General features: G+C 72.3%; 20 protein-coding genes and 1 pseudogene. 10 read left to right on the top strand and 11 right to left on the bottom strand.

Going from position 1 to position 21431, the window contains the following annotated elements; all coding sequences use genetic code 11:
* Positions 1-57: 57 nt before the first annotated feature.
* On the top strand, positions 58-867 hold the full coding sequence (locus tag Actkin_RS08990) for a S1C family serine protease (RefSeq protein WP_258906668.1): 810 nt from the start codon (positions 58-60) through the stop codon (positions 865-867).
* A gap of 138 nt (positions 868-1005) precedes the next feature.
* Here Actkin_RS08990 and Actkin_RS08985 read toward each other — a convergent pair whose 3' ends face one another.
* Positions 1006-1818: a PPK2 family polyphosphate kinase gene (locus Actkin_RS08985; RefSeq protein WP_258906667.1), complete on the bottom strand. Its 813-nt coding sequence runs from the start codon at positions 1816-1818 to the stop codon at positions 1006-1008.
* Between the two features lie 140 nt (positions 1819-1958).
* On the opposite strand from Actkin_RS08985, the gene rocD reads away from it, so the two are divergent.
* Positions 1959-3170, top strand: coding sequence for an ornithine--oxo-acid transaminase (gene rocD / locus Actkin_RS08980; RefSeq protein WP_258906666.1), 1212 nt, complete (start codon positions 1959-1961; stop codon positions 3168-3170).
* Here rocD and Actkin_RS08975 read toward each other — a convergent pair.
* Positions 3159-3737, bottom strand: a complete 579-nt coding sequence (locus Actkin_RS08975) for a hypothetical protein (RefSeq protein ID WP_258906665.1) — start codon at positions 3735-3737, stop codon at positions 3159-3161. The two genes, rocD and Actkin_RS08975, sit on opposite strands and share 12 nt — an antisense overlap.
* 83 nt (positions 3738-3820) lie before the next feature.
* Here Actkin_RS08975 and Actkin_RS08970 point away from each other — a divergent pair, with 83 nt between their 5' ends.
* Genes Actkin_RS08970 through Actkin_RS08960 form a run of 3 tightly spaced genes read left to right on the top strand, consistent with a single transcriptional unit; the run spans position 3821 to position 6305 of the window.
* Positions 3821-5104: a class I SAM-dependent methyltransferase gene (locus Actkin_RS08970; RefSeq protein ID WP_258906664.1), complete on the top strand. Its 1284-nt coding sequence runs from the start codon at positions 3821-3823 to the stop codon at positions 5102-5104.
* 35 nt (positions 5105-5139) lie between these two features.
* Positions 5140-5853, top strand: coding sequence for a DUF1295 domain-containing protein (locus tag Actkin_RS08965; protein WP_258907884.1), 714 nt, complete (start codon positions 5140-5142; stop codon positions 5851-5853).
* Positions 5850-6305, top strand: coding sequence for a peroxiredoxin (locus Actkin_RS08960; protein ID WP_189213147.1), 456 nt, complete (start codon positions 5850-5852; stop codon positions 6303-6305). The genes Actkin_RS08965 and Actkin_RS08960 overlap by 4 nt, the downstream gene beginning before the upstream one ends.
* Here Actkin_RS08960 and Actkin_RS08955 read toward each other — a convergent pair whose 3' ends face one another.
* The 5 genes from Actkin_RS08955 to Actkin_RS08935 all read right to left on the bottom strand — a co-directional run bounded on the left by Actkin_RS08955 (position 6306) and on the right by Actkin_RS08935 (position 12121).
* Entirely contained in the window at positions 6306-7226 is a 921-nt protein-coding gene (locus Actkin_RS08955) for an LCP family protein (protein ID WP_308425928.1), read from the bottom strand.
* A gap of 981 nt (positions 7227-8207) precedes the next feature.
* Positions 8208-9443 (bottom strand): SAM-dependent methyltransferase, encoded by a 1236-nt coding sequence (locus tag Actkin_RS08950; protein ID WP_258907883.1) that lies wholly within the window; start codon positions 9441-9443, stop codon positions 8208-8210.
* A 5-nt stretch (positions 9444-9448) separates the two neighbouring features.
* Positions 9449-10156 (bottom strand): DUF1365 domain-containing protein, encoded by a 708-nt coding sequence (locus Actkin_RS08945; RefSeq protein WP_258906662.1) that lies wholly within the window; start codon positions 10154-10156, stop codon positions 9449-9451.
* Positions 10153-11439 (bottom strand): NAD(P)/FAD-dependent oxidoreductase, encoded by a 1287-nt coding sequence (locus Actkin_RS08940; RefSeq protein WP_258906661.1) that lies wholly within the window; start codon positions 11437-11439, stop codon positions 10153-10155. Before Actkin_RS08940 ends, Actkin_RS08945 begins: the two co-directional genes overlap by 4 nt.
* 13 nt (positions 11440-11452) lie before the next feature.
* Positions 11453-12121, bottom strand: a complete 669-nt coding sequence (locus tag Actkin_RS08935; RefSeq protein ID WP_258906660.1) for an alpha/beta hydrolase — start codon at positions 12119-12121, stop codon at positions 11453-11455.
* A gap of 71 nt (positions 12122-12192) precedes the next feature.
* On the opposite strand from Actkin_RS08935, the gene Actkin_RS08930 reads away from it, so the two are divergent.
* From Actkin_RS08930 to Actkin_RS08920, 3 genes and pseudogenes are all read left to right on the top strand, one after another.
* Positions 12193-13017, top strand: a complete 825-nt coding sequence (locus Actkin_RS08930) for an alpha/beta fold hydrolase (protein ID WP_258906659.1) — start codon at positions 12193-12195, stop codon at positions 13015-13017.
* 34 nt (positions 13018-13051) lie between these two features.
* Positions 13052-13513: pseudogene (locus Actkin_RS08925) on the top strand (NTP transferase domain-containing protein); the annotation flags it as partial.
* A 102-nt stretch (positions 13514-13615) separates the two neighbouring features.
* Positions 13616-14329, top strand: a complete 714-nt coding sequence (locus Actkin_RS08920) for a sugar isomerase domain-containing protein (protein WP_229787495.1) — start codon at positions 13616-13618, stop codon at positions 14327-14329.
* On the opposite strand, the gene Actkin_RS08915 is transcribed toward Actkin_RS08920, so the two are convergent.
* Entirely contained in the window at positions 14326-15480 is a 1155-nt protein-coding gene (locus Actkin_RS08915) for an MFS transporter (RefSeq protein ID WP_258906657.1), read from the bottom strand. The two genes, Actkin_RS08920 and Actkin_RS08915, sit on opposite strands and share 4 nt — an antisense overlap.
* Before the next feature lie 53 nt (positions 15481-15533).
* Here Actkin_RS08915 and Actkin_RS08910 point away from each other — a divergent pair, with 53 nt between their 5' ends.
* Positions 15534-16046 (top strand): ArsR/SmtB family transcription factor, encoded by a 513-nt coding sequence (locus Actkin_RS08910; RefSeq protein ID WP_258906655.1) that lies wholly within the window; start codon positions 15534-15536, stop codon positions 16044-16046.
* A gap of 134 nt (positions 16047-16180) precedes the next feature.
* Here Actkin_RS08910 and Actkin_RS08905 read toward each other — a convergent pair whose 3' ends face one another.
* The 3 genes from Actkin_RS08905 to Actkin_RS08895 all read right to left on the bottom strand — a co-directional run bounded on the left by Actkin_RS08905 (position 16181) and on the right by Actkin_RS08895 (position 20310).
* A complete protein-coding gene (locus tag Actkin_RS08905; protein WP_258906653.1) occupies positions 16181-18043 on the bottom strand; it encodes an ABC transporter ATP-binding protein in 1863 nt (620 codons plus the stop codon).
* Between the two features lie 241 nt (positions 18044-18284).
* Complete coding sequence (locus tag Actkin_RS08900; protein WP_189213154.1) at positions 18285-18494, bottom strand: helix-turn-helix domain-containing protein; 210 nt, start codon at positions 18492-18494, stop codon at positions 18285-18287.
* 187 nt (positions 18495-18681) lie between these two features.
* A complete protein-coding gene (locus Actkin_RS08895; RefSeq protein WP_258906652.1) occupies positions 18682-20310 on the bottom strand; it encodes an ABC-F family ATP-binding cassette domain-containing protein in 1629 nt (542 codons plus the stop codon).
* 176 nt (positions 20311-20486) lie between these two features.
* Between Actkin_RS08895 and Actkin_RS08890 the strand changes: the two genes are divergently transcribed.
* Positions 20487-21257, top strand: a complete 771-nt coding sequence (locus Actkin_RS08890; RefSeq protein ID WP_189213156.1) for an SDR family oxidoreductase — start codon at positions 20487-20489, stop codon at positions 21255-21257.
* Positions 21258-21431: the final 174 nt, after the last annotated feature.

The raw sequence follows: 21431 nt of genomic DNA, 5'->3' as shown, positions 1-21431 counted from the left end.
GCCCACGCCGAGGTTTTCCACAGCCGGTTCCCAGCATCCGGGCGGATGGTCGGTGCCATGGATGGCAGCTACCCCCCACAGCAGTTCTGGCCGCAGGTTCCGCCGAGGCGCCGCACCGGGCGCGTGGTCGCCCTGGTCACCGCCGCGGTCCTCGGCGGCGGCCTCATCGGCGGCACGACAGGCGCGGTCATCGCGGGCACGGACTCGCCCCTGTCCCCCGCCCCCGTCACCGCCACGGCGGCGGCCGACACCGCGCCCGCGGACGTGAGCGCGGTCGTGGCCAAGGTCATGCCGAGCGTGGTCGAGATCAACGTCCGCACCGGCGCCGCCGAGGGCGTCGGCTCCGGCGTGATCCTCACCGCCGACGGCCGGATCCTGACCAACCACCACGTGGTCGCGGGCGCCCGCGAGATCCGGATCACCTTCGCCGACGGCACCACGGCCCCGGCGACGGTGGTGGGCACGGACCGCGCCTCCGACCTGGCCGTCCTCCAGGCCACCGGCGTCAGCGACCTGACCCCCGCGGCACTCGGCGACTCCGACACCGTCCGCGTGGGCGACTCGGTGATCGCCATCGGCTCCCCCGCGGGCCTCCAGGGCACGGTGACCACCGGCATCATCAGCGCCCTCGACCGCGACGTGACCATCGCCTCGGGCGGGGTGTCGTACGCGGCCCTGCAGACGGACGCGTCCATCAACCAGGGCAATTCCGGCGGCCCGCTGTTCGACGCCGACGGCCGGGTGATCGGCGTCAATTCCGCGATCTATTCCCCCACCTCCGGCCCGGGCGGATCGGCGGGCAGCGTGGGAATCGGCTTCAGCATCCCGATCAACACAGCGAAGGCGGTGATCGAGCGGATGGGGTGACTCCCGATTGAGGTTCCCCGCGACTGAAGGGGACCACCCACGAATCCGGCGAAGGCGGGTCCGCTGAGCACGAGGTGGTTTGTGGGAAGGCGGTTGACGCGGCAAGCGCCATTGTGGGGCGGTTGCCCACCCGCTGAGTCACGCCAGGGGGTCGTGTTCGGTCAGGCGGGTCAGTTCGGACCGGACGTCGAAGTCGGCGCGGGGAGGTTGGGGGGCGAGGGCTTCCAGGGTCTCCAGCAGCAGGCTCGCCACGGCCCAGTTGCGGTACCACTTGCGGTCCGCCGGGATGACGTACCAGGGCGCCGCGGGGGTCGAGCAGCGGGCCAGGACTGCGGCGTACGCCTCCTGGTAGGCGCTCCACTTCGCGCGGGCGGCGAGGTCGGCCGGGTTGTACTTCCAATGCTTCGACGGGTCGTTCAAGCGGTCGAGCAGGCGTTTCTTCTGCTCGCGCGGGGAGATGTGCAGGAAGCACTTGATCACCGTGATGCCCGAGTCCGCCAGTTCGGCCTCGAAGGCGTTGATCGTGGAATACCGCGCCTCCCAGTCCGGGGCCAGGTTCTCGACGCGGACGATCAGGACGTCCTCGTAGTGCGAGCGGTCGAACACGCCGATCTGGCCGGGGACGGGCACCTGCTTGCGGATGCGCCACAGGAAGTCGTGCCGCCGCTCCTCCCGCGTCGGCGACTTGAACGAGGCGATGCGCAGGCCGAGCGGGTTCAGCAGGCCCGCGACGTGCTTGATGGTGCCGCCCTTGCCGGAGGTGTCCATGCCCTGAAGCACGAGCAGCACCCCGCGGGTCGCTTCGGCGTACAGCGCCTCCTGCAGCTCGGCGAGGCGGGCGCCGATCGCGGGCAGGGCGGCGCGGGCCGCCTGCTTGCTGGTCGGGCCCACGGGAGTGGACCGGGGATCGGGCAGGTCACCGGGCCGTACCCGCAGCACGTCACGCACCATGTAGCGGAGGGTAGTCCGACGCCCCGGGACCCGCTTCACGCACGTTTCCAAAGCGCAGACGCCAGATCACGCAACGTTTGCCCGCCACAAGCAACATTGTCCGGATGAAACCATCGCGAACGCCCCTTAACCTGGCTCACATGACCGCGACTGCCCAGCCCACCGACTTCATCGGCATGGACGAGCACTGGAGCCCGCACAACTACCACCCCCTGCCGGTGGTCATCGCCGAGGCCGAGGGCGCGTGGGTGACCGACGTGCACGGTCGCCGCTACCTGGACTTCCTCGCCGGGTACTCCGCCCTCAACTTCGGGCACCGGCACCCGGCCCTGGTCGCGGCCGCGGTCGAGCAGCTCGGCCGGGTGACCCTGACCAGCCGCGCGTTCCACCACGACCAGTTCGGCCTGTTCTGCCGCGAGCTGGCCGAGCTGACCGGCACCGAGATGGTGCTGGCCATGAACTCCGGCGCCGAGGCCGTCGAGTCCGCTGTCAAGATCGCCCGCAAGTGGGCCTACCGGGTCAAGGGCCTGGCCAAGGACACCGCGGAGATCATCGTCGCAGGCGGCAACTTCCACGGCCGCACCACCACGATCGTCTCCTTCTCCACCGACGAGGTGGCGCGCGCCGACTTCGGGCCGTTCACCCCGGGCTTCACCGTCGTCGAGTACGGCGACGCCGCCGCGCTCGCCGCGGCGATCACCGACCGGACGGCCGCCGTGCTGGTCGAGCCGATCCAGGGCGAGGCGGGCGTCGTCGTGCCCGGCGCGGACTACCTGCGCGAGGTCCGCCGCCTCTGCGACGAGAACGACGTCCTGTTCATCGCCGACGAGATCCAGTCGGGCCTGGCCCGCACCGGGTCCCTGTTCGCCCTCGACCACGCCGGGGTCCGCGCCGACGTCTACACCCTGGGCAAGGCGCTCGGCGGCGGCATCCTGCCGGTGTCGGCGGTGGTCGGCCGCCGCGACGTCCTCGGCGTGCTGCGCCCCGGCGAGCACGGCTCCACCTTCGGCGGCAACCCGCTGGCCTGCGCCGTCGGCCGCGCCGTCGTCCGGCTGCTGGCCACCGGCGAGTTCCAGGAGCGCTCGCGGGTGCTGGGCGCCCACCTGCACGCCCGGCTCGGCGAGCTGGTCGGCCGGGGCGTCTCCGAGGTCCGCGGCCGCGGGCTGTGGGCGGGCGTCGAGCTGACCACCATGGCGGGCCGCCTCGCCTCCGAGGCGCTGATGGAGCGCGGCGTGCTCTGCAAGGAGACCCACGACACCACGCTGCGCGTCGCGCCCCCGCTGGTGATCACCGAGGCCGAGATCGACCAGGGCGTCGCGGCGATCGCGGACGTGCTCGCCTCAGCCCGCTAGCAGGAACACCACCCCGCCGACGAGCGGCCCGGTGATCGCCCCGGCGACCACCTGGGCCGCGGTGTGGTCCCCGAGCACGACCCGCGACCAGCACACCAGGGCCAGCGGCGCCAGCAACAGCAGCGACCACGGCCCGTAGAGCAGCGTGACCATGGCGACCGCGCCGCCGGAGACCGCGGCGTGCAGGGAGATCTTCCAGAACCGGGTCACCGCGATGCACACGGCCAGCGTGGCGATCATGGCCGCGGACAGCGCCAGGACGTCGCGCGGCGCGTCGGCCAGCACCAGGATGGCGACGCCGACGGCCGTGGACGCGAGCCCGACCAGCAGCGGGACCGTCCGGTGCTCGCGTTCGCGCACGTGGTGGCCGTCCCAGCGGCCCGCGCGGGCGCCGCGGATGATGAACAGCATCGGCAGCACGCTGGAGAACAGGGCCACCTCCAAGCCCCACAGCAGCGTGAGCCCGACGTGCCCGGTCGCGTGCCACGCCACGGTCATGGGCAGCACCAGCACCACCACGGCGGGCGAGAACACCTCCGTCGCCACCCGCGCGATCGCGATCTCCACAAGGCCGATACTGGCACGACCCATCCGGGCGTGGCGGACCCCCGAATGCGGGGGTGGACGCCCCCACGCAGATCGGAGTCGCCGTGGCCGAACGCACCCCTGTCGCCACCACCCTGGCCGAGCTGGCCGAGGCGGTGATCGGCGCGCCGCTGCCGGTGCGGCTGCGCGCATGGGACGGCAGCGAGGCCGGGCCCGACGACGGGCCGGTGGGCGTCGTGCGCACCCGCCGGGCGCTGCGGCACCTGCTGTGGAGCCCGAACGAGCTGGGACTGGCCCGCGCGTACGTCAGCGGGGACCTCGACGTGGAAGGCGACGTGGGCGCCGCGCTGTCGCGGTTCTGGGCGCTGACCCGCGGCGGCGCCACGCCCGGACTGGGGCTGAGGGACAAGCTCGGCCTGGTCAGGACCGCCGTGCGGCTCGGGGTGCTCGGCCCCCGCCCCGCGGTCCCCGAGGCCGAGGCGCGGCTGCGCGGGCGCGCGCACAGCAAGGCCCGCGACGAGGCCGCGATCTCCCACCACTACGACTTCTCCAACGCCTTCTACCGGATGGTCCTCGACCCGCAGATGGCCTACTCCTGCGGCTACTGGACCTCCGACGCCCCGGACTACACCGTCGAGGACGCCCAGCGCGACAAGCTCGACCTGGTCTGCGCGAAGCTCGGGCTGGAGCATGGGAAGCGGATGCTCGACGTCGGCTGCGGCTGGGGCTCGCTGGCCATCCACGCCGCCCGCGATTACGGCGTGCACGTCACCGGGATCACGCTCGCGCGCGAGCAGCGCGAGTTCATCCTGGCCCGCCTCGACGAGCTGGGCCTGGCCGACCGGGTGGAGATCCGGCTGCAGGACTACCGGGACCTCGCGGACGAGCCGTTCGACGCGATCGGCACGCTGGAGATGGGCGAGCACGTCGGCCGGGCCAACTACCCGGTTTACGCGGCCACCCTGCACCGCATGCTCAAGCCCGGCGGCCGCCTGCTGCTCCAGCAGATGTCGCGCGGCGCGAACGCCCAGGGCGGTGGCGCGTTCATCGAGACCTACATCGCCCCGGACATGAACATGCGGCCGGTCGGCCAGACCATCGACCTGCTGGAGCGGGCGGGCCTGGAGGTCCGCGACGTGGAGGCGCTGCGCGAGCACTACGTGTGGACCGTGCGGGCGTGGTGGGCCACGCTGGAGCGGCGCTGGCCGGAGGTCGTCGCGTTGGTCGGCGAGGAACAGGCCAGGGTGTGGCGGCTGTACTTCGCGGGCGGGGCGCTGGCGTTCGAGGAGAACCGGATGGGCGTCGACCAGATCCTGGCCGTGCGGCCCACCGCGGCCGGGCGCAGCGGGATGCCGCGCACGCGCGCAGGACTGCGGGCGCGGGCGTGACCTTCGCGGCGACCGCGGCCGCCGTCGCGGTGCTCATGGCGGCGGTGTTCGCGATCAGCGTGCGGCGGGGCAAGTACGACACCATCGACACCGCATGGGGTCTGGGCTTCGCGCTCATCGCTATCGTCTCGTTCGGACAGTCCGATGGGGACATACTCGTCACGGCGCTCACCGTGGTGTGGGGCGTGCGGCTGGCGGTGCACCTGCACGTCCGCAACCACGGCAAGCCGGAGGACCGGCGTTACGCGGAGATCCTGGGCCGCGCCGAGGGCGATCCGCGCCTGCACATGCTGCGCGTGGTGTTCCTGCCCCAGGCGGTGCTGATGTGGGTCATCTCGCTGCCGGTGCAGGTCGCGCAGTCCGGCGGGCTCACCTGGCTGGACGCGGCGGGCGCGGCGCTGTGGGCGGTCGGGTTCGCCTTCGAGACCGTCGGCGACGCGCAGCTGAGCCGGTTCAAGGCCGATCCGGCTAACTCCGGGAAGGTGCTCGACACCGGCCTGTGGCGCTACACCCGGCACCCCAACTACTTCGGCGACGCCTGCGTGTGGTGGGGCATCTACCTGATGGCGTGCGACTCGTGGTGGGGAGCTGCGACCATCGTGTCGCCGCTGGCCATGACCTCTCTACTCGCCCGCGGCACCGGCAAGCCGCTCACCGAGCGCCACCTCGGCGCGAGCCGCCCGGGATACGCCGAGTACGTTGCCCGCACCAGCGGTTTCGTCCCGCTGCCACCGAAAGGAACCCGATGAGGACCGGAGACAAGGTCGCCGACTTCACCCTGGCCGACGAGACCGGCGCGCAGCGCTCGCTGTCGGAATTCCTGGCCACCGGCCCCGTCGTGCTGTTCTTCTACCCGGCCGCGATGACCGGCGGCTGCACCGCGGAGAGCTGCCACTTCCGCGACCTCGCGGCCGAGTTCGCCGAGGTCGGCGCGCACCGCGTGGGCATCAGCCCGGACCCGGTGGCGAAGCAGGCCCAGTTCTCCGCGACGCACGCCTTCGACTACCCGCTGCTGTCCGACCCGGACGGCGCCGTCGCCAAGCAGTTCGGCGTCCGCCGCCGCTTCGGGCCGCTGCTGACCAAGCGCAAGACGTTCGTCATCGACACCGACCACACCGTGCTCGGCGAGATCAAGAGCGAGCTGCGCTTCAACGTGCACGCCGACCAGGCGTTGGAGATCCTGCGCGCGCGGACCCGCTGATCAGGCGGGCGGCTTGGTGATGAGGTCCGCCGAGACCGGCGCGTCGGTGCCCAGCGCGTCGAACAGGGCCAGCGCCTTCTCCCGGTCCCAGCGGACCACCGCGCCGACACCCGGGACCCGCTCGCCGCCGCCGATCGGCACCGTGGTGGTGACCAGGTCGCCGGAGCCCATCGCCATGGCCAGCGGCAGCAGGTTGTGCAGGTGGTCGCCCTCGTCCACGGTCACCGCGTCCGGCGCCGCGGCCAGCAGCGGCACCGCGCGGAACGGGTTGACCATCGTCCCGAGGCTGGTCGCCTTGTCGGTCAGCGCGCCGATGAACTCCCGCTGCCGGATCACCCGGTCCAGGTCCGCCCTCGGCCCGACGCGGGTGCGGACGTACCCGAGGGCGTCCGGCCCGGACAGCTCCTGGCAGCCCGCGGGGAGGTCGATGCCCGCCAGCGGGTCCTTGATGGGCTTGTCCAGGCACATCTCGACGCCGCCGACCGCGTCGACCAGGTCGGCGAACCCGCCGAGGCCGATCTCGATGTAGTGGTCCATCCGCAGCCCGGTGGACACCTCCACGGTCTGCGCGAGCAGCTGCGGGCCACCGAAGGCGTAGGCGGCGTTGAGCTTGTTGCGGCCGTGGCCGGGGATCGGCACGTAGGAGTCGCGCAGCAGACTGACGAGCGTCGGCGGTGTGTCGTTGTCGGGGATGTGCAGGACCATGATGGTGTCGGTCCGCCTGCCCTCCGGGGCGCCGGTGTTCAGCTCCTTCTGCTGGTCCTCGCTGAGGTCCTCCCGGCTGTCGGACCCGACGATGAGCCAGTTGGTCCCCGACCCCGCCGCGGGCCTGCCCTCGTAGTCGGTGAGCGCGGCGGTCCGGTTGAGCGACGACTCCCCGTAGATCCAGAGCCCGGCGACCAACGCCACCAGCACCAGCACGACGACGAGCGCGATCCGCCCCGGCTTCCGCCTCCGCCGCCCCCGCCGAGGCGGAGCCGGGTGGCGCTGGTCGAGTCCGCGCTGGGCTTGCCCCCGGTAAGGGTGCTGGTGGCCCCGGTGCGGCTGCTGGTGGCGCGGGTCAGGCCCGCGGCGACCCTGGGGGCCGTCCGGGTGGTACGGCGGTGGCCGGTGGCCCCGGGGATGTCCCTGTCCGTAGCTCATCTGTCCGCCCGACCGTGTCGTCAACGCCGATTTCCTTCCGCATGGGAGTCTCCCATCGCTTGTTCGGAAGACGCCGGATGGGGCGGGTGGGTTGCTCGGGCTCGCCGACTTGCTCCGCTGCCGCTCGTCGACTACCGGGGCCTTGGTTTCTCGACAGGCTTCGGCGCCCGACTGGCCGCTGGCAGGGTGGTTCGCGATTTGCTTCTTAGTGGCCGATGGGGTGAACTCCCATTCGCGGGGCCCCTAAGCGAAGCGGCGCGGGCGTGGAGAAGGGCGGAGCGGCGAAGCCGTCCACGCCCAAGCAAGGGTAGCACCGCTTCGCTCCCCACGAATGGGAGTCCACCCCATCGGCCAGTTATCCGGGGCGAGTTACCTTTTGAGGGCAGTTGCGCTGCTTAACACAGTTCATATTTCTTTCTTGCCCACTGGCACTCCGCCCGCCCACCCCCCAAAGCAGGGCTTGCCTGCCATCCCGTCGACCTGGCGAAGCCTTACCACAGCCAGGGTGGGGGCGCGGCCCTCAACGAAACAGGACTTGCCAGGTTAGGGCCCCCAGGGCCCTAACCCGCGAAAACGCAAGCTCCGCGCCCCCACCCTGGCTGTGGTAACCCACCGGGAGGTCGACGGGATGGCAGGCAAGCCCGACCATCCTGGAGACCTGCCCGTCCGGCGAGGACGCTTGTGACCACGAGCAACGCCGGGAACCGGCGAGCCGACCTCCAGCACCAGCAGCAACCTCACCGCCTCCCAGCACCAGCCTCACCGCCCGATAGACAACTGCCGAACATTCAGATACCCCGCCCGAAACCCAGCCTCGCAGTAAGCGAGATAAAACTCCCACATCCGCCGAAAAGTGGAGTCAAACCCCAACTGCGCAACCCGCCCCCACTGCGACAGAAACCGAACCCGCCACTGCCGCAACGTCTCCGCGTAATCCAACCCGAAGTCCCGAAACGCCTGCACCTTCATCCCCGTGAACCGCCCCACACACTCCTCGATAGCCTCAACAGAAGGAATGATCCCCCCAGGAAAGATATACTTGTGGATCCACGTGTAAGAATCCCGAGTAACCATCATCCGATCATGCGGCATGGTGATCGCCTGCAACCCGAACCGGCCCCCAGACCGCAGCAGCCGATCGACAGCGGAGAAGTAAGTAGGCCAATACCGCTCCCCCACGGCCTCGATCATCTCCACGCTCACCACAGCGTCATAAGTCCCCTGGGCCTCCCGGTAGTCCCGAAGAACCACCTGCACCCGATCCCCCACCCCAGCAGCGGCGATGCGCTGTTCGGCCAGCGCCTTCTGCTCCGACGACAAGGTCAGCGTGGTCACCCGGGCCCCGCGCTGAGCCGCCCGGATCGCGAGTGCGCCCCAGCCGGTGCCGATTTCCAACACGTGGGTATCGCTACCGACCCGGGCGTAGTCCAGGATGCCGTCGATTTTCCGGAGTTGCGCCTCCCGCAGGTCCGTCGAGCCGGGGGCGAACCACGCCGACGAGTACGTCATCGTCTCGTCGAGGAAAGTGGCGAAGAGGTCGTTCGACAGGTCGTAGTGCCGGTGGATGTTGCGGCGGGAGTTCTCGACCGTGTTCTCCTCGGCCACCGGCTGCCGACGGTCCACCCAGCGGCGGAAGGCCTGCAGGCGGGGCGGGATGAGGGTGCTCATCCGGGCGGCGAACTCGGTCAGCAGCTCCACCAGCGCCGTGCTGGTCCAGTCGCCCGCCATGTAGCTCTCGCCGAAGCCGATCTTGGCGTCGACCCCGAGGCGGTGGAAGAACGCGGACGGGCGCTCGAGGCGCATCAGCGGGGACTGCGGTCCGCCTGCGCCGACCCGGGTGCCGTCCGGGTATTCCACGCGCACGGGCAGGCGGCGGACGGCGTTGGTGAACAGGGCGCGGGCGACGCGGGCGCGGAAAGCGTTGTGCGGCGGGGTGAACAGCGAGCCCCACTGGCCGGAGGGATCGGGACGGTCCGCCGGGGCGCGGGTCGGCATCTCGGTCACTGGACACCCTCCTGGGGCGCGTGCTTCGGGCGGGGGACGACGGGAACGCGGCGCAGCCACAGCGTGATGCCGTGCTTGCGGATGAGGGCGCTGACCCGGTGGGGCAGCAGCCGCCCGCGCAGCACCATCCGGACCACCTCCCCGAGGGTCGGCGCCTTGCGCGTGCCGACAAGTGTCGCGGTGAACGGGGCATTCCCGTCCTGGCGGAGGGCAACCGCCACGGAAAGCCTTTCACCTGGAAGCGGCACGCGCATCAGGTATTCGCCGCCCCCGGCCAGGAACGGCGACACATAAAAGTCCTTCGCGACCCGCGCGCGGCCATCCTCGTCCGGACGGAGCAGATAGCAGTGCCGCTCCCCGTAGGTGTTGTGCACTTCCGCCACCACACAGTCCACCTCCCCGCGTTCATCGTGCACCCAGTACAGGGTGAGCGGGTTGAACACGTACCCGAACACCCGCGCGTTCGCCAGCATCAACACCCGGCCGCGCACGGAAATGCCCTGCCCGGCCAACCAGGCGGCCAGGTTCGCCTTGATGGAGCGCGCGGGATCGCCCAGATGGTCCGCCGCGCGGAAGCTCGCCAGCGGCCCGTACCGGGGCAGCGCGTCGAGATCGACCAGCCAGTAGTGCACACGGTGGCGAAATGTCCGATCCATCCGTTCCCGTCGGACATGCGTCACGGTGCTGTCATAGAGCGCGGTCACGGAGTCCACCCTGCACCGAAGTGCTCCGCCGCACGGACGCCCGACGCGCAACCGTCCTCGTGGAAGCCCCACCCGTGATACGCGCCCGCGTAGGCGACGCGGTCGTCGTTGAGCGCGGGCAGGCCGCGCTGGGCGGCCAGCGAGCCGGGGGTGTAGATCGGGTGCTCGTAGACCATCCGGCGCAGGACCTTGTCCTGGTCCACGCGGTCGGCGGCGTTGAGGCTGACGATGTACTCCTCGGGCTCCGTCAGCCCCATCAACCGGTTCATGGCGTAACTGACCCGCACCGGGCCGTCGGCGACCGAGCAGGCTGGCTTGAGGTAGTTCCACGACGCCGCCGCGTTGCGCGTCCGAGGCAGCACGGACGTGTCGGTGTGCAGGAGTGTCTGGTTCACCGAGTACTCGAACGCGCCCAGCGTCGCCCGCTCGGCGGGCGTCGGCGCCGCGAGCAGGCGCAGGGCCTGGTCCGGGTGGGTGGCCACGACGACCCGGTCGAACCGGTGCGCCTCGTCGGCGTCGTCGCGCAGTTCGATGTGGTCGCTGTGGCGCACCAGCGCGCGGACCGGGGTGGACAGCGCGACGGCCGAAAGGTTCTTGACCGCGCGCTCGACGTACTCGCGCGAGCCGCCCACGACGGTCTTCCACCGCGGCGACCCGGTGACGGCGAGCACGCCGTGGTGGTGCAGGAACTCGAACAGATACCGCGCCGGGTAGCGCATCGTGGGTTCCGGGCCAGCCGACCACACCGCGGAGACGAGCGGGATCAGGAAGTGGTCCACGAAGTACCGCGAATACCCGCCCACGACGACGAACGCGCGCAGCGTGATCTCGCCCGGGTCGTCCCGCAGGACGCGTCGGGCGTGCCGGTGGAACCGCTTGATCTCGGTGAGCATGCGCAGGAACCGGGGTCTGGCCAGGCTGGACGCCTGGGCGAACACGCCCATCGGCCCGCGCGCGCCCGCGTACTCCAGGCCGCAGCCCTCGCAGCGCACGCTCATCGACATCTCCGAGTCGCGCGTGGTCACGCCGAGTTCGGCGAACAGCCGCAGCAGGTGGGGATAGGTCCGCTCGTTGTGGACGATGAAACCGCTGTCGACCGCGGCCACGCGGCCGTCGCCCGCGGGCAGGTCGTGGGTGTGGGCGTGGCCGCCGAGCCGGTCGTCGGCCTCGAACAGGGTCACGTCGTGGCGGCGCTGGAGCAGGTAGGCGGCCGTCAGGCCGGACACCCCGCTCCCGATCACGGCGACGCGGTCGCGCGCACCCCGCACGATGTCCTTCCTCACGGACGTCCTCCCTCTACATAGGCACCCGCAATCCGTCCGGCGCGGGCTGACGCCACGCATTCGTAATCAGCGGATCATGCGGTTGGGTGCCGAGGACACCGAGCGCGAAACGCGTGGTCAGGCGCGTCCACACGGCCGCTTTGCGCAGCATCGCGTGCCCTTCGCCGCGCATGTCGAAGCGGGCGACCCGGTCGGTGACCCGCCGCGCGCGCTCGGCGAAGCGGAAGGACAGCGCGGGTTCGGTCGTCCGGTCGCGGTCGCCGTGCGCGATCAGCACCGCGCGCCCGGCGAGCTGGTCGACGGGCTCGTCGACGATCCACGGCGCGAGCGCGCAGACCCCGACCACGTTCGGGTGTCCGGCGACCCGGAGCGCGACGCGGCCGCCCATCGAGTGCCCGACCAGCACGACCGGGACGTCGCCGATGCGGTCCAGCGCCCATTCCGCGTCCTGCACCGGGTGCGCGGCGGGCGGGTTCCAGCCTCGGTACCGGTTGCGCAGCAGGTGGACGCCGACGTTGTCGCTCCTGCGGGCGATGTCCAGGGCGAACGGGACCATCCGCAGGTAGGCGAGCTGGTGCGAGGCGACCCGGGCCATGCTCCACTCCCGACCGCCGTGCAGCACGAGCACGGCGGCGGCGTCGCCGTCGGCGAAGCGGCGCAGGCGGGGGGTGAGATCGTCCACGACGTCATCTTCGCAACCGGCGGCCGCCGGGATTGGCCGCTGTGTCGGTCCCCACGGCTAGTCTGCTGTGCGTGATCGAACACGTGCGCATCGCGACCCCGGCCGGGACCTTCGACGGCATCGCCGCGGGCGCGCCCGACGACCGGCCGGTCCTGCTGCTGCACGGCTTCCCGGAGGCCGCGTCCGCGTGGGAGCACCAGGTGGCGGCGCTGGGCCGGGCCGGGTACCGCGCGGTCGCCGTCGACCAGCGCGGCTACTCCCCCGGCGTGCGGCCGGAGTCGCCCGGCGAGTACCACGTCGACGATCTCGTGGGCGACGTGCTGGCCATCGCCGACGCGTCCGGCTGGGCGCGGTTCGACCTGGTCGGCCACGACGTCGGCGCGGTCGTGGGCTGGCACGCCGCGGCCGCGCACCCCGACCGCGTCCGCACGCTGGCCGCGCTGTCCGCGCCGCACCCGTGCGCGCTGGCCGAGGCCGCCCGCGCCGACGAGGACCAGGCGCTGCGCTCGCAGCACCTGGCGCTGTTCAAGGAGCGCTCCGCCGAACGCAGGCTGCTCGCCGACGACGCCGCCGCCCTGCGCGCGATCTTCGAGCACCGGGTGCCCCGGTCGGCGGTGGCCGACTACGTCGCCCGGCTGTCCGAGCCCGACGCGCTCACCGCGGCACTGAACTGGTTCCGCGCCGCGCGGCGGCCGGTCCTGCCGGACCGGGTGTCCGTCCCGGTGCTGTACCTCTGGGGCACCGAGGACGTCGCGGTGGGCTCGACCGCGGCGCTGAGCTGCGGCAAGTGGGTCGATGGTCCATACCATTTCGAGATGCTCGACGAGGCGTCCCACTGGGTGGTGTGGGACGCGCCGGAAGCGGTGACTTCCCTGCTCATCGCCCATGTGACCTAGATCGTTCCCGGTCCGGGCGACTAGGCTGCCTGCCATGACGGCCGGTCTGCTTCTCGCCGCGGGTGCGGGCAGGCGCTTCGGCATGCCCAAGGCGCTGGCGCCTTTGCGCGGCGAACTGCTGGTCGACCACGCCCTCCGCGCGCTGGTCGACGGCGGCTGCGATCCCGTCGTCGTGGTGACGGGCGCGTCCGCCGCCGAGGTGGCCGCGCATCTCGGCGATCGAGCGACCGTCGTGGAGAACCCGGACTGGGCGTCGGGCATGGGCTCGTCGCTGCGCGCCGGGCTGTCCGCACTGCCCGATGTGGACGCCGCCGTCGTGCTCACTGTGGACACTCCCGGCGTCACGGCGGCCGCGGTGTCCAGACTGGCGGCGTTGGCCGCCCCCGACGCGCTGGCCAGGGCGACCTACGACGGCGAGCCCGGCCACCCGGTGCTGCTCGGCCGCGACCACTGGGCGGGCGTCGCCGAACTCGCGGTCGGCGACACCGGCGCCCGCCCCTACCTGCGCGGCCGGGCCGTCGCCGAGGTCCCGTGCGCGGACGTCGCCGACGGCGCCGACGCCGACCACCCCGACGACCTGACCCGCTTTGGAGGCACCGTGTACGGCGACCTGGCCCTCACCCACCTGGCGAAAGTCGCCGAGCACAACGCGTCCGCGCTGGACGAGACCGCCGAGCTGGTGCTGTCCTGCGTCCGCGCCGACGGCCTGGTGCTCACCTCGGGCGCGGGGCACTCGCTGGCCGCCGTCGCCGAGACGTTCTTCCGGGCGGGCGGCCTGGCGTGCGTGCGGCCGCTGGTGCACGACGACCTGCAGGTCTTCGGCGGCGCCCGGAAGGCCACCGCGGCCGAGCGGCGCGCCGGGCTGGCGGCGTCGGTGTTCGCCGAGGTGCCGCGCACGGGCCACGAGGTGCTGTTCATCTTCTCCAACTCGGGGGTGAACCCGTTCCCGGTCGAACTGGCCCAGACCGCGGTGGACAGCGGCTGCCCGGTCGTCGCGGTGACGTCGCCCCGCTCGTCGGCGGGAGCGACGCGGCGGGCCGGTGGCCTGCTGGCCGAGCACGCGACCATCGTGCTGGACACGCTCACCGGCCCCGGTGACGTGGCCTATCCGCCGGATTCCGCGGTGACCGCGTCGCTTTCCACGCTGTGCAACGCCTTCCTGTGGAATCTGATGCTCGCCCGGCTGCACGACCGGGCCGAGGCCGAGGGTGTGGAGCTGCCGCGCTGGCGCAGTTCCAATGTCGAGGGCGGCGACACCGCGAACGCCGCGCTGCTGGAGCGGTACGGCGACCGCGTGCCGCACCTGGGCTAGCGCAGGGCCCGCACCAGCACCGGGATCCCGGCGGCGGCCACCAGCCCCATCACGAGGAACACCGCCGGGAGCCCGAGGAGTTCGCCGACGAGGCCGCCCGCCAGCGCGCCGAGCGGCTTGCTGCCCCACGCCACCATCCGGTGCCCGCTGGTGACCCGTCCGCGCAGCCGGTCGGGTGTGCGGCGCTGCCGCAACGACACCATGACGATGTTCAGCACCATGATCGCGGCGCCGCTGACGAAGAAGCCCGCCCCCACCGCGATCGGGTTCGCGGTGGCGGCGGGCAGGGCGATCAGCGGCGCGGCGACGGCGAGAGAGCCGACGAGCGCCCGGTCCCGGCCGAGACCGCGCTCGACGCGCTCGGCGACCACCGAGCCGACGACGCTGCCCCCGGCGACGGCGGCCAGCAGCCAGCCGAACCCCCGGTCGTCCAACCCCATCGCGCCCACCGCGTACAGCACGAGGATGGCGTAGGTCGCGCTGGTCGCGAAGTTGAACAGCCCGACCACCACCGAGAACGCGCGCAGCACCCGATCGCGCCACAGGAAGGCCAGGCCCTCCGCGACCTCGCCGCGCAGCGACGCCCGCTGGGCCCGCTCGGGCCGGAACGTGCCGCGCACCAGGAACAGCGCGACCACGGCCGCGATCCACAGCCCGCCGGGGACGGCCAGCGCCGCCAGCGCGCTCGCCGCCACGAGGAACCCGGCCAGCGGCGGCCCGACGAACTCGTTCGCGGTCAACTCGACGGCGTAGAGGCGGCCGTTCGCGCGGGAGAGGTGCTCGTCGGGGACCACGGCGGGCACGACCGACTGCGCGGCGACGTCGTGGAGCACCTCGGCCACGCCGATGCCGAACGCGATCGCGGAGAACAGCCGGATGTCGGTCGGTCCGAACGCGATCGCCAGGACAAGGACCGCCCGCACGAGGTTGGCCGTCATCATCAGGACCCGCCGGTCGGCCCGGTCGACGACCGCGCCCGCGGGCAGCGCCACGAGCAGCCACGGCAGGGAGAACGCCACCGCGAGCCCGGCGATGAGCACCGGCGACCGGGTCGCCTCGATCGCCACCAGCGGCAGCGCCACCTTGAGCACGCCGTCGGCGAGGTTCGACAGACCCGAGGAGGTCCATAACCGCCAATAGTCACCCGTCACTGATGGAGGATTGCACATCGGTTGAGAAAACTCCACCGATGTACGATTCCCCCATGCTGCCGCACCGCGAGGCGACCGCCGCCGAGGCCAAGGCCCTCGCCCACCCGCTGCGCCTGCGCATCCTGCGGCTGTGCTGGCAGGGGGAGCTGACCAACAAGCAGCTCGCCGACCGGCTCGGCCGCGATCCCGGCACCGTCCTGTTCCACGTCCGCACGCTCATCAACGCGGGCCTGCTGGAGCAGGCCCCCGTCCGGACCGGCGAGAGCGGGGCGCTGGAGAAGCCCTACCGCGCCAAGGCGCGCTCCTGGTGGCTGGACGACCCCGCGGACACGGGCGCCGACGCCGCCTTCGCCCCCATCGACGCGCTCCAGGAGGAACTGCGCGCCGCCGGACCGGAGTCGGTCAGCACCTTCGCGCGGTTCGCCCTGCACCTCTCCCCCGCCGACGCCGCCGAACTGGACCGCCGCATCCGCGCGCTCCTCGACGAGTACGTCACCACCGACGACGAGCGCCGCGACCAGCCCGCCCACGGCGGCGTGATCGTCGTCCACCGCCTCGCCGAGTAGGCGGGCGAGCGCCGCCACGCCCGCATCGGGTGGTCGCGCACCCGAATCGGGATGCCCGGTCACGGGCGCCGAGGTGACCGCGGGTGCACCTGGGGCCTGCTCTCCCTCCCGCGTCGCGCGGCGGGACGGCAGGGCTAGGCGGCGGCGTCCTCGGCGAACTGGGTGCGGTACAGCTCGGCGTAGCGGGCGTCGGCGGCCAGGAGGTCGTCGTGCGTGCCCTGCTCGACGATCCGGCCGTCCTCGACCACCAGGATCTTGTCGGCGGCCCGGATGGTCGACAGGCGGTGGGCGATCACCAGGGCGGTGCGCCCGCGCAGGGCGTCGGCGAGGGCGGCCTGGACGGCGGCCTCCGACGACGAGTCCAGGTGGGCCGTCGCCTCGTCCAGGATCACCACGCGCGGCTGGGCCAGCAGCAGGCGGGCGATGGTCAGCCGCTGGCGCTCGCCGCCGGACAACCGGTAGCCGCGCTCCCCGACGACCGTGTCCAGCCCGTCCGGCAGGGACGCGATGAGCGCGTCGAGGCGGGCCCCGCGCAGGGCGTCCCACAGCTCGTCGTCGCCAGCGGACGGGCACGCGTACGCCAGGTTCGCCCGGATGGTGTCGTGGAACAGGTGCCCGTCCTGGGTGACCACGCCGACGGCCTCCCGCAGGGACGCGAACGACAGCTCGCGGACGTCCACCCCGGACAGCCGCACCGCGCCGGAGTCCACGTCGTACAGCCGGGGCACCAGGGTCGCGATCGTCGACTTGCCCGCCCCGGAGGACCCGACCAGCGCGACCATCTCCCCCGGCTCGGCCGTGAACGAGACCCCGTGCAGCACCTCGACCCCGCCGCGCCGGTCGAGCACGGCGACCTCCTCCAGCGACGCCAGCGACACCTTCTCCGCCGCCGGGTAGCCGAAGCGCACGTCGGTGAACTCGACCGACACCGGCCCGGGCGGCAGCGCGACCGGGTCCGGCCGCTCCTCGATCATCGGCCGCAGGTCCAGCACCTCGAAGACGCGCTCGAACGACACCAGCGCCGTCATCATGTCCACACGCGCGTTCGCCAGCGCCGTCAGCGGGGTGTAGAGGCGGGTCAGCAGCAGCGCGAGCGCCACCACCGTCCCCGGCGCCAGCTCACCGCGCAGCGCGAGGTAGCCGCCGAGCCCGTACACCAGCGCCTGGGCCAGCGCGGACACCAGCTGCAGGCCGGTCATGAACCACCGGGTCGCCATCGCCGTGCGCACGCCGATGTCGCGGACGCGGCCCGCCCGCTCGGCGAAGTCGGCCGACTCCGCGTCCGGGCGGCCGAACAGCTTGACCAGCGTCGCGCCCGGGGCGGAGAAGCGCTCGGTCATCTGGGTGTTCATGGCCGCGCTCAGGCCCGCCGCCTCGCGCTGCAGGTCGGCCATCCGGCGGCCCATCCGGCGCGCAGGCAGCACGAAGACCGGCAGCAGGACCAGCGCGAGCGCCGTGACCTGCCACGACAGCGTCATCATCACGGCGAGGGACAGCACCAGCTGGATGACGTTCGTGACCAGCCCCGCCAGGGTCGACGTGAACGCCCGCTGTGCCCCAAGCACGTCGTTGTTGAGCCTGCTGACCAGCGCGCCGGTGCGCGTCCTGGTGAAGAACGCGACCGGCATCCGCTGGACGTGCTCGAACACCGCCCGGCGCAGGTCGTAGATCAGGCCCTCGCCGATCCGCGCCGACTGCCAGCGCTCGGCCACGCCCAGTCCCGCCGCCACCACGGCCAGCGCGGCGATCACCACGGCCAGCCAGACCACGGTGGACGTCGACGACCCCGCCACGATCGCGTCGACGACCCGGCCCGCCAGCAGCGGGGTGGTCACGGTCAGCACCGCCGACAGCACGGTCAGCGCGAGGAACCACACCAACCGGCCCCGGTGCTGCCTGCTGAAGACCAGCACCCGGCGCAGCGTCCCGGTCCGCAGAGCCTTCGGCGTGTCCGCGGCCCGCATCGAGCCGCGCAGGAAACTGCGCGCGTTGTCCATCGGCCGACTCCCCTCGCCCCGACTCGACTGCGACGCCGGGAGCGCCTGGAATCATCCCAGGACCCCCGGGCCCGGCCCGGGGTGCGGGGGAGCCGGTCCACACCGAGCCGGCGGGGACCGGGGAACGATCATGCGGTTTCGGCTCGCGGATTCCGACTCCGATTCGACTGATCGAACCGGTTTCCGCAGCGGATTCCGATGCCGGCACCACACCGGGAACCCGCAGCGCGGCCCTCGCGGGCTACTTCTTCTTCGTCCGGGTGGCCCCGCCCCGACCCCGCAGGGTCACGCCCGACTCGGAGAGCACGCGGTGCACGAATCCATAGGACCGGCCCGTGCTTTCCGCGAGGGCGCGGATGCTCGCGCCCTTCTCGTACTTCTTCTTCAAGTCGGTGGCCAGCTTGTCGCGCATGGCGCCGGTGATCCGCGCGCCTTTCTTGAGGTCAGCCACGTTGTCCGCCTTCCGTCGCGAGTGGTGGGGGCCACGGATGACCCCTACCGCCGCAATGATCGAACACGGTGGCGCGGAATGCCAGACGAGATGACTAAAACGTGTCTAACCTGGCGATCACGGCGGATACCGAAGTGGGGACGGTGCGTGATCCGGCTTTTACACCCGCCCAGGAAAACGGCGATTTTCACGCAAGTTGCACGAGTTCGAGGTACTCCGGCGACCAGTGATCCTCGGTCCCGTCGGGCAGCAGGATCACCCGCTCGGGTTGGAGCGCCTCCACCGCGCCGGGGTCGTGCGTGACCAGGACGACGGCGCCGGTGAAGCGGCGCAGCGCGTCGAGGACCTGCTCGCGGCTGGCCGGGTCGAGGTTGTTGGTCGGCTCGTCGAGCAGCAGCACGTTGGCCGCGCTGGAGACCAGCCCGGCCAGCGCGAGGCGGGTCTTCTCGCCGCCGGAGAGCGTCCCGGCGGGCTGGTCGAGCTGCTCGCCCTGGAACAGGAACGTGCCCAGCAGCGAGCGCAGCTGCTGCTCGGGCACGTCCGGCGCGGCGTGGCGCACGTTCTGCCACACGCTCGCTGAGTGGTCGAGCGTCTCGTGCTCCTGGGCGTAGTAGCCGATGCGCAGGCCGTGGCCCGGGACGACCGAGCCGGTGTCGGGCTTCTCCATGCCGCCCAGCAGCCGCAGCAGTGTGGTCTTGCCCGCGCCGTTGAGGCCGAGGATGACGACCCGCGAGCCGCGGTCGATGGCCAGGTCGACGCCGGTGAAGATTTCCAGCGAGCCGTAGGACTTGCTCAGCCCCTCGGCCGTCAGCGGTGTCTTGCCGCAGGGCGCGGGGTCCGGGAAGCGGATCTTGGCGACCTTGTCGGCCTGGCGGACCTCGTCCAGCCCGGCGACCAGCTTCTCGGCGCGCTTGATCATGTTCTGCGCCGCGACGGCCTTGGTCGCCTTGGCGCGCATCTTGTCGGCCTGGGCCAGCAGCGCCCCGGCCTTCTTCTCGGCGTTGGCCCGCTCGCGGCGGCGGCGCTTCTCGTCCGCTGCGCGCGCGTCGAGGTAGCGCTGCCAGCCCATGTTGTAGAGGTCGACCTCGCCGCGGGTGGCGTCGAGGAACCAGACCTTGTTGACCACGTCGCCGAGCAGCTCGACGTCGTGGCTGATCACGACCAGCCCGCCGTTGTGCTGCTTGAGGAAGCCGCGCAGCCAGCCGATGGAGTCGGCGTCGAGGTGGTTGGTGGGCTCGTCGAGCAGCAGGATCGTGCCCGAGCGCCCGCCCGCGCCCGCGTCGGAGGCGGCGAAGAGGATGCGCGCCAGCTCCACGCGGCGGCGCTGGCCGCCGGAGAGCGTGCGCAGCGGCTGGACCAGGATGCGGTCGGCCAGGCCGAGGTTGGCGCAGATGCGGGCGGCCTCGCTCTCCGCGGCGTAGCCGCCGAGGGCGGCGAAGCGCTCCTCCATGCGCCCGTACTTGCGCACGGCGCGCTCGCGCTCGGCGTCGTCGGCCAGCTCGGCCATCGCCGACTGCGCCTTCTCCATCTCGCGGGCGAGCTCGTCGAGGCCGCGGGCGGAGAGCACGCGGTCCTTGGCAGTGACGGACAGGTCGCCCTCACGCGGGTCCTGCGGCAGGTAGCCCAGCTCGCCGCTGCGGCGGACCTCGCCCGCGTACGGCTCGCCCTCGCCCGCGAGCACGCGCAGCGTGGTGGTCTTCCCCGCGCCGTTGCGGCCGACGAGTCCGATGCGGTCGCCCGGCTGGACGCGCAGCGCGGCGTCGGCGAGCAGGATGCGCGAGCCCGCGCGCAGTTCCAGGTCAGTGGCGGTGATCACGTGGATTCTCTCCGAGATTGGGTGGTCGCCGGGCAGGGGTCAGCGGCCCACGAGCCGCTCGCTCGCGGGCGGACCCGCCGTTCAGTCGGTGAAGACCACGACCCGAGTGTAGCCCCGGTGGTCGACCGGATTTCACACCCTCGCGGCTAAGCGCTTGCTTAGCTACAGTGCCAGCCATGACTACTGCCGAGTACACCGGGAAGACCGCGCTGGTCACCGGGGCGAGCCGGGGCATCGGCCTGGCGATCGCCACCGAGCTGGCCCGCGGCGGCGCCGCCGTCACCCTCACCGCGCGCAAGGCCGACGCGCTGGAAGCCGCCGCGGCCCAGATCCGCTCCGCCGTGCGCAGCGCGCGGGTGCTGACGGTCGCGGCCAACACCGGGCGCGACGAGGACCGCGACGAGGTCGTGCGGCAGACGATGGCGGAGTTCGGCAGCCTCGACGTGCTGGTCAACAACACCGGCATCAACCCGGTCTACGGCTCGCTCGTCGACATGGACCTCAACGGCGTGCGCAAGATCTTCGACACCAACGTGGTGGCCGCGCTGGGCTACGTGCAGCTGGTCGTGAAGGCGTGGATGGGCGAGCACGGCGGCTCGATCGTCAACATCGCCTCGGTGGCCGGGCTGCGCTCCACCGGCGTGATCGGCGCGTACGGCGCGTCGAAGGCGGCGCTGATCCGGCTGACCGAGGAGCTGGCCTGGCAGCTAGGACCGAAGGTGCGGGTGAACGCCGTGGCGCCCGGGCTGATCAAGACCCGGTTCGCCGAGTCGCTGTACGCCAGGGGCGAGGAGGAGACGGCGCAGACCTACCCGCTGAAGCGGCTGGGCACGACGGAGGACGTGGCCGAGCTGGTGGCGTTCCTGGCCTCGGACCGGGCAGGGTGGATCACCGGCGAGACCGTCCGCGTCGACGGCGGCCTGCTGGCCACGGGCACGCTGGGCTGATCGGCCGGGGCTGGGGCTGGCAGGCCGAACTGCCGGGCCGAGCTGGCCGACCGGCTGCCGGGCCGAGCTGGCCGACCGGCTGCCGGGCCAGGTTGGCGGGCCGGGTTGCCCGGCCTGCCGAGCTGGCTGCCTGGCCGAGCTGCCGGACTGGCGGATCGGACTGGCCAGATCGGG

This window comes from Actinokineospora sp. UTMC 2448 (assembly GCF_024760565.1).
Classification (GTDB): domain Bacteria; phylum Actinomycetota; class Actinomycetes; order Mycobacteriales; family Pseudonocardiaceae; genus Actinokineospora; species Actinokineospora fastidiosa.
Note: the sequence above shows the minus strand (reverse complement) of the source record. Positions and strands in the feature narration are given on the sequence as shown.